The organism is Paenibacillus sp. SAF-068 (assembly GCF_051967555.1).
Taxonomy (GTDB): Bacteria; Bacillota; Bacilli; order Paenibacillales; family Paenibacillaceae; genus Paenibacillus.
On record NZ_JBQCJX010000003.1, the window covers coordinates 822,306 to 835,384 of the forward strand.

Consider the following 13,079-nt stretch of genomic DNA (forward strand, 5'->3'; position numbering starts at 1 on the left):
AAAATCGGGGGATAACAGCGATCGGAAGGTTGTTCTGTCATCGGAGTGGTAAGTGTAAATATGCTTTAGTTCACTTGTTTAGCAAAAGGAGTGGGTTCGTGTGCGTATTCGCAAAGCGATTATTCCAGCCGCAGGGCTGGGTACCCGGTTTCTGCCTGCCACCAAGGCGATGCCCAAGGAAATGCTGCCCATCGTGGACAAGCCAACGATCCAGTACATTATTGAAGAAGCCGTAGCTTCAGGCATTGAAGATATCATTATTGTGACAGGTAAAGGGAAGCGGGCCATTGAAGATCACTTCGACTATTCGTTTGAGCTGGAGCAGAATCTGGCGGACAAACAGAAGTGGGACTTGCTTAACGAAGTACGCAAACCCTCCGAGATGGCAGATATCCATTATATCCGTCAAAAGGAACCGAAGGGACTTGGTCACGCTATCTGGTGTGCTCGCAAGTTTATTGGCAACGAGCCTTTTGCCGTCCTGTTAGGGGACGACATCGTGGAAGCTGACCATCCCTGCCTGAAGCAGATGATTGATGTCTACGATGAACTGCAATCTCCGATTGTTGGTGTACAGCCCGTGGATTGGAGCGAGGTATCTCGCTACGGGATTGTAGACGGGGAGTTGCTGACCCCTACCGATGATCGTGTTTTTCGCGCCCGACGCTTAATAGAGAAACCAAAGACCGAAGATTCCCCTTCGAATCTGGCTATTATGGGACGTTACATTCTTACACCGGATATCTTTGAGATACTAGGTCAGCAATCTGCTGGCGTTGGAGGCGAAATTCAACTTACGGATGCCTTGTCCCGATTGAATGAGCAGCGGCAGATTCTTGCATATCATTTTGACGGGCTGCGCCATGATGTTGGTGAGAAGTTGGGCTTTATTGAAACGTCAATTCATTATGCGTTGCAGCGCCCGGATCTGCGGAAAGATCTCTTGAAATATTTGGAACAGGTCGTAAAGGATCATAAATGATTTTTCGTATGCCCTTGAAGTCCAGCCGAAGAATGATATCGTGGCTGGGCTTTAATTTATTTTGGAGGAAGAACAAATATGAGGGTTATACAGGCCAATGAACAAACACTTGCCCGACACTTTACATATACATAGTCAATATGAAGAAATGATGTCAACAGCAAAACGGAGGGATGTCATGAAGGTACTTCCGCTGTTTATGGATGGCGCTGCCATATTGGAACCCAAGATTTATGGTGATCACCGTGGATATTTTATGGAGAGTTATAATGAGCAGATTCTGCATGAACAGGGGATAGAGCACGTCTTTATTCAGGACAATCAATCCTTGTCGGCAGAAGCAGGTGTTTTACGTGGGCTTCATTACCAGCTTCAGCCCAAAGCGCAAACTAAATTGGTGAGGGTTATATCAGGGGCTATATATGATGTGATTGTGGATGTCCGCACATCATCCCCTACTTTTGGCCAATGGAAAAGTGTCATTCTAAGTGAGTACAACCAGCGGCAGCTGCTTGTTCCTCAAGGATTTGCTCATGGATTCTGTACCTTGGTGCCTCATTCCCAGGTAACTTATAAGGTAGACGCCTATTACTCACCTGAACATGACCGTGGAATTCTGTGGAACGATCCGGCGCTCGCTATTGATTGGCCTGTGACGATACCTATACTATCGGAGAAGGATAACAAGCATCCTTTACTGAAAGATGCCGAACTGAACTTCGACTAATTAAACAGACTTTTCAGATACTTTTGTATCTGGAGGCAGAGGGAGAGAAACGGCATGAAACTACTGGTTACGGGTGGGGCCGGATTTATCGGCAGTAACTTTGTGCTATATATGCTTCGTGAACATCCGAGTTATGAAATTATCAATGTGGATGCATTAACGTATGCGGGGAACTTGGAGAACTTGCATGCGGTAGAGTCCAATCCCCAATATACCTTTATCCAAGCAGATATTGCAGATGTACAGCAGATGGAAACAGTTTTTTCCCAAGGCGTCGATGTGGTTGTGAATTTCGCTGCCGAGTCTCATGTGGATCGAAGTATTCTGTCCCCGGATATCTTTGTGCGTACCAATGTGATGGGTACTCAGGTTCTGCTGGATGCGGCAAAGAAATATCAAGTCACCAAATTTGTTCAGGTATCGACGGATGAGGTATATGGATCACTAGGCCCAACAGGCTTATTTACTGAAGATACACCTCTGATGCCAAACAGTCCTTACTCGGCAAGTAAAGCTGGCGGGGACCTGCTCGTGAGAGCCTATCATGAAACCTTTGGATTGCCTGTAAATATTACACGATGCTCCAATAACTACGGACCTTTTCAATTCCCGGAGAAACTGATTCCGCTAATTATTTCCCGTGCATTGAATGATGAAGCCATTCCGGTATATGGTGACGGGCTCAATATTCGTGACTGGCTTTATGTCGAGGATCACTGCAGCGCGATTGATCTGGTGATTCATGATGGGCAATCTGGAGAAGTATACAACATTGGCGGTAATAATGAACGTACTAATATATACATTGTGCAGAGCGTATTGGAGCAACTGGGTAAGCCGGCGAGCTTGATTCAGTATGTACAGGATCGATTGGGACATGACCGGCGTTACGGTATAGACCCTGCCAAGATACGTACAGAGCTCGGCTGGCAGCCTGCGCACAACTTTGAGACAGGGATTAAGGAGACAATTCAGTGGTATCTGAAACACCAGGATTGGTGGACGAGAATTCAGTCAGGCACATATCAGGACTATGTTCAGCTTCAGTATGGTAAGCGGATGGGTGATTCGTCCAAATGAACTATAGAGTTATGGTAACTGGCGCGGCGGGACAGCTGGGTTATGATGTGGTGAAGACCTTCGAAGCAGAGGGTCATCAGGTATTGGCCTGTGACAGGAACCAGATGGATATTACTGATCAACAGCAGTGCACAGATATGATTACAACGTTTCGACCTCACATCATTATTCACTGCGCTGCTTACACGGCAGTCGATCAGGCTGAGGCAGATGAGGATACAGCATATGCCATCAATGCTTCAGGTACTAGAAATATTGCAGTTGCCGCCGAGAGTGTGAGAGCAAAGCTGGTATATATCAGTACGGATTATGTATTTGATGGGAGTGGTAGTACACCATACCGGGAGTACGATGTAACGAATCCACAGAGTGTTTATGGCAAGTCGAAGCTTGCCGGTGAACGTCTTGTTCAAAGTTTGTGTACGCAATGGTTTATCATTCGAACATCATGGGTGTTTGGTGTGTATGGCAGTAACTTTGTCAAAACCATGCTGGAACTTATGGTGAAGCGTCCAAAACTTCAAGTAGTCCACGACCAACAAGGTTCGCCTACCTATACGGTGGATCTTGCCCGATTCATCCATCTCCTTTCCGTAAGTGAAAAGTATGGCATCTATCATGCTTCCAATTCCGGAAATTGCACATGGTATGAGTTTGCGCAGGCTATTAGCGAAGAAGCGACTAAGCGGGGAGGATTCAAGCCAACGGCGGAACTTGCGCCATGCACAACCGATCAATTTCCACGTCCAGCTCCGCGTCCTGCATACTCGGTTATGGATCATCTGGCGATTCGAACTAACGGTCTGAAACCTCTGAGACCTTGGCGTGAGGCGCTGATTGCCTTTTTGATAGAGTTGAGTGTAGACCAAAAAGACTGAGCATGTTGATGGCCCGTGCTTTATCTCTATAGTCTAACCACCATTTAACAGCTGCCTCCGGGCGGCTATTTTGTTTTGGTGCTCCTCAATTCGGGTAGTTAGCTATCAAAAAGGTACTGAGGATGTGAATGTGACATGAAACGTATTGCCGCAGTTTTGACACTACTAATCGTTACCGTGAGTACACTCTTTTTTGCTTATGAAAGCCAAAGTGAAGAGCAACGGGACGGATTTACCGCTTATAGATTAATAGCCCATGCGATGGGCAGCATTCGTGATCAACCATATACCAACGCCTATGAAGCGATGATTGCCAATTACGAGAAAGGCACACGTGTCTTTGAGATCGACTTTATGCTGACCTCGGATCGCATAGCTGTAGCCAGACATGAATGGACTGCTAATATGAGCAAAATGCTAGGACAAGATGAAGAACTTTCGGAGGATAAACAGGCCGGGGCGCTGACACATGATGAGTTCATGAATACGCCCATTCTGGGCATGTATCAACCCATGGATGCCGATGGCATTATAGATGTACTGGCTGAGTACCCGGATATGTATATCGTAACCGACACCAAGGAACAGAAAGATGAAGATATTCAGCAAGTATTAAGATCCCTCGTGGATGCAGCCAAAGAACATGATCCATCCGTGCTGGATCGGGTGGTTGTACAGATCTATAATGAACCGATGCTTGAAACAGTGAAAGAAGTCTATGCTTTCCCTTCCATTATCTATACGTTATATGCCACACAGGATACAGAAGATCAGGTTGTTGATTTTGTGCAAAAGAATGATATTGATGCTGTAACCATGCCGGAATATAAAGTGAACCAGAATTTCGTCGCCAAGTTGAATAGTGCGGGGGCGGTCACTTACGTACACACCATTAATGACACTGAACAGGTGGCTAACTATGAGAAATGGGGCGTGTACGGGGTGTACTCGGACGTGTTAACGGAGCAGGAACTGGATGAGATGAACACACGTTTTGCCTGGAAACCGTAAAACTATACGTTTTTCTGTTCCCCTTTTTATACGAACATTGACACTCACTGCCTGCTGACTTAGACTTAGTTTACAAGCTTTCTAGGATGCAGAAGAACCTCTGGAGGAATGTTCGTTGATAGACATGATTAAGCAGTGGAGACATGTATTTAAGCTTGACCCGGACCGGGAGATTACGGACGAAGAACTCGATCTGGTCTGCTTGTCGGGGACCGATGCGATTATCGTTGGGGGATCTTCCGGAATTACTTATGATAACACGGTAGACCTGATGTCCCGTGTGCGTCGTTATGAGTTGCCCTGTGTGCTTGAAGTATCCGATCTGGAAGCCGTTGTTCCCGGGTTTGACGGATATCTGATCCCGATGGTCCTGAATGCAACGGACAGCAAATGGATGATTGGACACCACCAGCAGGCCATAGAACGTTATGGTTATCTTATCCCTTGGGACCTGCTGATTGCCGAGGGTTATATCGTGCTTAATGCAAACTCCACGGTAGCGAGGTTGACGGGTGCAGATACGGAACTGACGACAGGAGCAGCGGTGGCATATGCCCAGGCTGCGGAACGTCTGCTCAACCTTCCTATTGTATACATGGAGTACAGCGGAACGTTCGGAGATATGGAACTCGTTGGTGAGACACACAGACAACTGGATTGGGCACACCTCATCTACGGCGGCGGAATAGATGATCCGGATAAAGCCGCGCAAGCTGCCCAAGTGGCTGATACCGTTGTGGTAGGCAACATTGTATACAGCGATTTAAATAAGGCACTTGAGACGGTGTTGGCCGTAAAAGGTACCGATGAAACGGTTTAGTTTACCATTCCCCCATTTTCCCCTTATGATCTGTTAAAATAGAACTTTGCCCTTACTAATTAAGCAATTCGTATACAAGAGTAAGTTTTACACAGAAACGAAGTGTTCTCTCTTGTATCTTTACTGCCCTTAAATTTAAGCTAAACTAATTTTTACACGAGAACACAGAGGACAGAAATAAGCTGGAGAAGCGGAGCGTTCGCCTTTATTACCGGATTTTCACCTTTGAAATGTAGATCGAAAAATCCGGGAATAACAGCGATCGGAAGATTATTCTGTCATCGGAGTGGCGAGTGTAACCTATTAATTTTGCTCTATAGACCAACCAACGAAAGGAGCATGCATGCATGCAACCTGTAAATATACATGATGCCGTTGCACGGCTTAACACCCCTCAACGGCAAGCCGTCGAGGCGACGGATGGCCCGCTGCTGATTATGGCCGGAGCGGGATCCGGCAAGACCCGGGTGCTGACACACCGGATTGCCTACCTTATTGCAACACGGAAAGCACCTCCGTGGGGCATTTTAGCGATTACCTTTACGAATAAAGCCGCCCGTGAGATGCAGGATCGGGTTTCCCAACTGGTTGGTGGCTCCCAAGGCCGCGACATTTGGGTATCCACGTTCCACTCCATGTGTGTGCGAATTTTGCGCCGTGATATTGAACGAATTGGCTTTACCTCCAACTTCAGTATTCTGGACTCATCGGACCAATTATCTGTAATTCGTAGCTGTATGAAAGACCAGAATATTGATACGAAGAAATTTGAGCCCAAAGCAGTTCAATCCATGATGAGCACGGCCAAGAATGAACTGATCAGTCCGGAGCAATATGAGAAGCAGGCAGGGGACTATTTCGAGGGTATTGTAGCGAAGATATATAAGATGTATCAGAAAAGGTTAAGAGCCAATAACTCACTTGATTTTGATGATCTTATTATGCAGACTATTCAACTGTTCAAGGAAGTACCGGAAGTCCTCGATTTTTACCAAAAGAAATTCCAGTACATTCACGTGGACGAGTATCAGGATACGAACCGTGCACAATACATGCTGTGCCGCATGCTCGCTGACAGCCACCACCGCATCTGCGTTGTAGGGGATAGTGACCAATCGATCTATCGCTGGCGCGGGGCCGATATCAGCAATATCCTGAACTTTGAGAAAGACTATCCTGAAGCAAATACAATTTTGCTGGAGCAGAACTATCGTTCTACTTCCAATATCCTGAATGCAGCGAATGAAGTGATCGGCCTGAATACAGGGCGTAAACCGAAAAAACTGTGGACGGACAAAGAGGGTGGTTCGAAGATCAAGGTGTACCGTGCGGATTCCGAACATGATGAGGGGTATTTTGTTACCTCTGAGATTAGTAAAAATGTGAAGAACGGCAAATCCTATCAGAACCATGCCATTTTGTATCGTACCAATGCCCAGTCCCGGGTTATAGAGGAAATTCTGATCAAGTCTGATATTCCGTATCAGATTGTCGGCGGCATCAAGTTCTATGATCGTAAAGAGATCAAGGACATTCTGGCGTATCTGCGCCTGTTGTCCAACCCGGACGATGATATCAGTCTCACCCGGATTATTAATGTACCGAAACGCAGCATTGGGGATACAACAGTAGCGAAGCTAGCGGCTGCTGCAGGAGAGCGTGGAATTTCCATTTTCCGAGTACTTCAGGTCGTGGATGATCTTGGTTTTGCTGGTCGTACGCGTAATGCGTTGGTGGAGTTCTATGACATGATCGCTGCTCTGCATCAGATGGTAGAATATCTGTCTGTAACTGAATTAACCGAGAAGATTCTGGAGATGAGCCAATATCGTCTTGAGATGCAAAATGAAAATACACTCGAATCTCGTGCACGGCTCGAAAACATTGATGAGTTCCTGTCGGTAACGATGGAATTTGAGAAAAATAATGAAGACAAAACGCTCGTATCGTTCCTCACCGATCTTGCATTGATTGCGGACATTGACAGCATGAACGATGATGAAGAGGACCAGAGCGATGCGGTTACCCTGATGACCATGCACAGTGCCAAAGGACTGGAGTTCCCGGTTGTCTTTATCGTGGGTATGGAGGAAGGCGTCTTCCCGCACAGCCGTGCCTTTATGGACAATGAAGAACTGGAAGAAGAACGCCGACTTGCTTATGTTGGGATCACCCGTGCGGAAGAGCAACTTTTCCTGTCGTGTGCCCAGATGCGTACCTTGTTTGGACGTACCACAGCGAACCCGCCTTCCCGCTTCCTGGATGAAATTCCGGATGAGCTGAAGGAAGACACTTCCATGGCTCGTGATCGTTTCCGCCGCGGTAGCAGCGGAGGTGGCTCATATGGTGGACGTGGATTAGGTTCCAGTGGAGGGAGTAACTTCGGTGGTGGCACCAAGCTCTTTGATCACCAAAGCAAGAGCGGGTCATCTGCTACCTCATCCACGCCAACTTCGCGTGTGACCACAAGTACTTCCCGCCCAACATACTCTACGCCATCATCTGCTTCCAAGCCGGTGGCTTCTAATGGTGAAGCAGGATTCAAGGCCGGAGACAAAGTGCAGCATGGCAAATGGGGAACAGGCACAATCGTTGCAGTTAAAGGGACAGGGAATGACACCGAACTGCAGATTGCATTCCCGGCTCCGGTTGGCGTGAAACGTTTGCTTGCCGGGTTTGCTCCAATTACGAAAGTGGAATAAAAACGAAACTTCCTTTTGCACGATAACGGAGAGTACAGAACTAACTTTGAAGAAGCGAAGCGATCGCCTTTATCTCCAGCTGGGGATAACAGCGATCGGAAAGTTATTCTGTTATCGGTGGTTAAGTGCAAGAGGAATGTTCGTTTACATATATAGATCAAATTAACGGAGGGATGGCCCTGTATGGACCCGATGCACCGGATGGAGCAACTCGTTACCGAGCTGAACCAGCATAATTATCAGTACTACACGATGGATCAGCCACAGATCAGTGATAAGGAGTATGATCTTCTGTACGATGAACTGGTTACGCTGGAACAGGAAAGCGGCATGGTTCTGCCGGATTCTCCTACACAGCGTGTGGGTGGCGAGCTGCTCAAGGGGTTTACCCCACATCGCCATTTATCCTCATTATGGAGTCTGGACAAAGCGCAGAATATTGAACAGCTGCGCAGCTGGAATACCCGTGTATTGAAACTGATTAATGACTATAACAGTAAAAATCCCGATACGCCTTTACCGGAACCAGGTTATGTCATTGAGTTGAAGTTTGACGGATTGACGCTGAACCTGACGTACACCAACGGTGAGTTGGTACAAGCCTCTACACGAGGGAATGGTACCGTAGGCGAAGGGATTCTGGCTCAAGTGAGAACAATCAGATCAGTTCCGCTCAAAATTCCTTACACAAGCGGCACCATTGAAGTACAGGGTGAGGGTATCATGAACTTGTCTGTCCTGGATCGATATAATGAGACAGCAGCAGAACCGCTCAAAAATGCACGGAATGCAGCAGCTGGAGCGCTGCGGAACCTCAATCCGAAGGCAACGGCTGAGCGTCGATTGAATGCTTATTTTTATAACGTAGGTTATTCGGATGACATTCAGTTTGCCAATCATCAGCAGATGATGGACTTCCTGCGTGAGAACCGTTTCAAAGTGAATCCATCCATCACGTACTTCCACGAATTTGATGATGTAATGGAACAATTGGCTGCGATTCAGGAGAACCGGAGTCAGTTGGACTATCTGATTGATGGAGCGGTTATCAAAATTACGGACATGCGCACCCGTGAGGTGTTGGGTTATACTGATAAATTCCCTCGCTGGGCGGTAGCATATAAATTCGAGGCAGAAGAGACCACGACGGTTCTTAATGCTGTGGTATGGAATGTGGGTCGTACTGGCAAAGTAACTCCGCTGGCACGCGTAGAACCCGTTGAACTTGCCGGGGTAACGGTACAGAATTGTACACTGAACAATGTTGGCGATATTGAGCGCAAAAATCTGAAGTTCGCTCTGGGTACACGGGTCTTTATCCGTCGTTCTAATGATGTTATTCCAGAAATATTGGGTAAAGTGACAGAGGAGAGTGATGGCGAGGAGATCGTCTTCCCTGAGCATTGCCCGGCATGCGGATTCCCGCTCGAGCAACGTGGAGCGCACTTGTTCTGTAATAACAGACTGGCATGCAAACCGCAGACGGTGGCACGTATATCCCATTTTGCTTCCCGTGATGCCATGGACATCGAGACATTCAGTGAGAAAACAGCGATTCAGCTGTATGATGAATTGAACGTGCGTGAGCCTGCTGACCTGTATACGTTACAGTTTGGTGATCTGGTGAAACTGGAACGGTTTGGCGAAAAGAAGGCGAACAACCTTATCGCTGCGCTGGAGCTCAGTAAGGATCGAGATCTGGCATCGTTCCTATATTCACTGGGTATTCCGAACACAGGTAAATCCACCACGCGTATGCTTGCGGATCATTACCGAGATCTGCACGCCATTATGAATGCAACCGTAGAAGAATTGGTTGAACTACCTGACGTTGGTGGTATTGTGGCGGAGAGTATCGTAACCTTCTTTGCAGACCCGTTTACACAGGCTGCAATTGAGAAAATGCTCAACTTGGGTGTGAAAGCCCAGGCACCTGAGGCACCTGCAGCAGTTGTGGAAGATTCCTTCTTCAGTGGCAAGACGGTTGTCCTGACCGGAACCTTGCACCAGTTGACACGTGAAGAGGCGACGCAAAGACTGGAAGCGCTGGGAGCGAAGGTGACAGGCAGTGTGTCGAAAAAGACAGATCTGGTGATTGCAGGAGAGAAGGCAGGTAGCAAATTGGCCAAAGCTCATGATCTCGGTATTCCAACGATCGAGGATGAGGACGAACTTGTACGTCTTTTAAATCCACAGGGTTAGAGGATAAGCGGACAAAAGAGTTCATATTAGAAAGCCCCCGAAGACACGAATCCGTGATCGGGGGCTTTTACTGTTTCATAAATGATTTGTGATACAACGGATGAAAGCTGACCAGTCCTATCTGATTATGATCCACTTATATTGTTGGGAATGCGCTGAGATGCGCCTGTAAGCCAGGCATCCTTATCATATCCTCGTTCTTCCCAATAACCGATATGTTCGCTGTCGATGAGTTCAATGCGATTCAACCATTTTACTGATTTATAGGCATACATTTGAGGAATGACGAGCCGTACCGGACCGCCAAGATCTGCGGGGATGGGTTTACCATCATGCATGACTGCGACCATAATATCCTCCATCTGTGCCTGGTCCATCGTAATCGCATCTGTATACACACCATCACCGGAATAAAACTTCACACTATGAGCTTCCGGTTTGACCCCGGCTTGTTTCAGAAGCTGTGCAAGAGAAATGCCTTCCCAGGTATTTTTATATACAGACCAGCCCGTTACACAATGGAAATCACTAACTTGTACGGTACGCGCGAGCTTCACGAACTGTTCCCAGTTCCAAACCTGTGCCCGTTCAACCAATCCATCGATTCGGAAAGACCAGTTAGCATTGGAGAAGGACGGGATGGGCGTAACCGTATATACGCGGAAATGACCTTCAGCTCCGCCTCCAATGGGAGGAGAGGAAGCCGACAGCGGTTGTGGCAAAGGAACCATACGATTAGGATCGTTCTCCAGCATACTATCAATACTGTTATCGATCTTGAGATTTCGTCCTACCCAGGATATAAATGTAGGTCCCAGCGTGACGGCGAGTCCAACACCTACAGCAGAACGGATGAAAGCTCGGCGTGTATACACAGGTTCAGGTCGCTCAGGCTGCTTGATGGTATCTCTTTCGGATCTGCGATCAATATGGGAAGCAGATATGGCAGCCGGAGTTTCATTTTTATCCAATTTTGAATCAGAGGGATCAGATCCATTTTTAGTTGGTGTTGAAGCTGCATTGGTTGTAACCGCACGTCGTGCAGGGTCCTTTAACCATTTGGTCCGAGTTATTGAGTGATAGATGATATAAGGTAGGCCCACCCAAGTTAGAAGGTCATGGATCAGAAGTGCAGCATTCGACCATCGAGGTCCAGCCAGCTTGAACTGCCACAATATGATACCCGAGAGGAGCCATCCCACCAACAGAGCGAGAACTACGATAGTATTTATTCTCTGCCAAGGTCTGTTACGAAGTTGCTTCCAGTGCTTTCCGGCCAAAATCAAGTAATATACCACGGGTGCCAGCATCGCTAGCCCAACGATGATATGCAGCCATTTTAACCATACACGCCCAATTCCGAGTATCTCTCGCCAAAAGCCACCTACCAGCATAAGGCCTGAAATAGCAAGAATCACGACAATCCAGGCATTCCAGGCGTGAATGGAAACCAGCTTTTTGCCGTAACCTTTCCGTCTGTTCTTCAACCATTGTTTCAAGTACGATCACCCCATATAGGTTAGTAATGAGTTTATCCAGAACTTTGATATGTAATAGCTAGTTAGTGAATGAAGTGCGATATCTGAGTAAACGTTCGTACGAGACGGTTAGCGTTTGTTCATGGATTAACCACACCACATGAAGAAGTGCATTTGATTGCTTATCCCTATCCCTATATTTATATCCCTATATCTATATACCTTATTATAGGGTTTTTGGATCACTTTCTTCAAACCAACAGGAGATTGATATAGAGCAGCCTTTATAAGGTTTCCATCTATGTTTCAGATATTGTATTGATATGTCGTATATAGGCTGAAGGCAAGGTACTGTTGATGAAGACTTATATAATTTCAAATGGTAGATAAATAATGCTTGCTAAATAAATCGCTACGTGATATATTATTTCTTGTCGCTTCAAACGAATGATTGTCATAATGATTTGAAAGCTGACGAAAATAAAGTGTTGACAGTAAGTTAGTTAACATGGTATGATAAGATTCCTGTCTGGTTGACAAACGTCAACATAAACAGACATACAAGTTCCTTGAAAACTGAACAAATGGATAGTAACTTTTGATTTATAATGAATCGTCAGATTCAAAATGAGCTTATCGCTCTTTTCAATACTTTATTGGAGAGTTTGATCCTGGCTCAGGACGAACGCTGGCGGCATGCCTAATACATGCAAGTCGAGCGGAGTTGATAGGAAGCTTGCTTCCTTGATACTTAGCGGCGGACGGGTGAGTAACACGTAGGCAACCTGCCCTCAAGTTTGGGACAACTACCGGAAACGGTAGCTAATACCGAATAGTTGTTTTCTTCGCCTGAAGGAAACTGGAAAGACGGAGCAATCTGTCACTTGGGGATGGGCCTGCGGCGCATTAGCTAGTTGGTGGGGTAACGGCTCACCAAGGCGACGATGCGTAGCCGACCTGAGAGGGTGATCGGCCACACTGGGACTGAGACACGGCCCAGACTCCTACGGGAGGCAGCAGTAGGGAATCTTCCGCAATGGGCGAAAGCCTGACGGAGCAATGCCGCGTGAGTGATGAAGGTTTTCGGATCGTAAAGCTCTGTTGCCAGGGAAGAACGCTTGGGAGAGTAACTGCTCTCAAGGTGACGGTACCTGAGAAGAAAGCCCCGGCTAACTACGTGCCAGCAGCCGCGGTAATAC

General features: G+C 46.9%; 9 protein-coding genes and 1 rRNA gene. 9 read left to right on the forward strand and 1 reads right to left on the reverse strand.

The genetic code is table 11. The features are described 5' to 3' along the window. Positions 1-100: 100 nt before the first annotated feature. From galU to ligA, 8 genes are all read left to right on the forward strand, one after another. Positions 101-982: a UTP--glucose-1-phosphate uridylyltransferase GalU gene (gene galU, locus ACTHPG_RS21215; protein WP_440391391.1), complete on the forward strand. Its 882-nt coding sequence runs from the start codon at positions 101-103 to the stop codon at positions 980-982. A 178-nt stretch (positions 983-1,160) separates the two neighbouring features. Further along, positions 1,161-1,709, forward strand: coding sequence for a dTDP-4-dehydrorhamnose 3,5-epimerase (gene rfbC, locus ACTHPG_RS21220; protein ID WP_440391392.1), 549 nt, complete (start codon positions 1,161-1,163; stop codon positions 1,707-1,709). Between the two features lie 54 nt (positions 1,710-1,763). Further along, positions 1,764-2,789 carry a dTDP-glucose 4,6-dehydratase gene (gene rfbB / locus ACTHPG_RS21225; RefSeq protein ID WP_440391393.1) on the forward strand — a complete coding sequence of 342 codons (1,026 nt, stop codon included), beginning with the start codon at positions 1,764-1,766 and terminating at the stop codon, positions 2,787-2,789. After that, entirely contained in the window at positions 2,786-3,667 is an 882-nt protein-coding gene (gene rfbD / locus ACTHPG_RS21230) for a dTDP-4-dehydrorhamnose reductase (RefSeq protein ID WP_440391394.1), read from the forward strand. The genes rfbB and rfbD overlap by 4 nt, the downstream gene beginning before the upstream one ends. Before the next feature lie 135 nt (positions 3,668-3,802). Beyond that, the gene (locus tag ACTHPG_RS21235; RefSeq protein WP_440391395.1) at positions 3,803-4,678 is read left to right on the forward strand and encodes a phosphatidylinositol-specific phospholipase C/glycerophosphodiester phosphodiesterase family protein; all 876 of its coding nucleotides are present in this window, start codon (positions 3,803-3,805) and stop codon (positions 4,676-4,678) included. A 115-nt stretch (positions 4,679-4,793) separates the two neighbouring features. After that, positions 4,794-5,498, forward strand: coding sequence for a heptaprenylglyceryl phosphate synthase (locus ACTHPG_RS21240; protein WP_440391396.1), 705 nt, complete (start codon positions 4,794-4,796; stop codon positions 5,496-5,498). 347 nt (positions 5,499-5,845) lie between these two features. Then, the gene (gene pcrA, locus ACTHPG_RS21245) at positions 5,846-8,200 is read left to right on the forward strand and encodes a DNA helicase PcrA (RefSeq protein WP_440391397.1); all 2,355 of its coding nucleotides are present in this window, start codon (positions 5,846-5,848) and stop codon (positions 8,198-8,200) included. Positions 8,201-8,383: 183 nt separating this feature from the next. Then, the gene (ligA, locus tag ACTHPG_RS21250; RefSeq protein WP_440391398.1) at positions 8,384-10,402 is read left to right on the forward strand and encodes an NAD-dependent DNA ligase LigA; all 2,019 of its coding nucleotides are present in this window, start codon (positions 8,384-8,386) and stop codon (positions 10,400-10,402) included. A gap of 125 nt (positions 10,403-10,527) precedes the next feature. Here ligA and ACTHPG_RS21255 read toward each other — a convergent pair whose 3' ends face one another. After that, positions 10,528-11,901, reverse strand: a complete 1,374-nt coding sequence (locus ACTHPG_RS21255; RefSeq protein ID WP_440391400.1) for a molybdopterin-dependent oxidoreductase — start codon at positions 11,899-11,901, stop codon at positions 10,528-10,530. A gap of 632 nt (positions 11,902-12,533) precedes the next feature. Between ACTHPG_RS21255 and ACTHPG_RS21260 the strand changes: the two genes are divergently transcribed. Continuing rightward, a 16S ribosomal RNA gene (locus tag ACTHPG_RS21260) occupies positions 12,534-13,079 on the forward strand; the annotation flags it as partial.

Excerpts from the sequence above, each read along its gene's own strand:
- rfbC (WP_440391392.1), top strand. The coding sequence starts at position 1,161 with ATGAAGGTACTTCCGCTGTTTATGGATGGCGCTGCCATATTGGAACCC.
- rfbB (WP_440391393.1), top strand. The coding sequence starts at position 1,764 with ATGAAACTACTGGTTACGGGTGGGGCCGGATTTATCGGCAGTAACTTT.
- rfbD (WP_440391394.1), top strand. The coding sequence starts at position 2,786 with ATGAACTATAGAGTTATGGTAACTGGCGCGGCGGGACAGCTGGGTTAT.
- ACTHPG_RS21235 (WP_440391395.1), top strand. The coding sequence starts at position 3,803 with ATGAAACGTATTGCCGCAGTTTTGACACTACTAATCGTTACCGTGAGT.
- pcrA (WP_440391397.1), top strand. The coding sequence starts at position 5,846 with ATGCAACCTGTAAATATACATGATGCCGTTGCACGGCTTAACACCCCT.
- ligA (WP_440391398.1), top strand. The coding sequence starts at position 8,384 with ATGGACCCGATGCACCGGATGGAGCAACTCGTTACCGAGCTGAACCAG.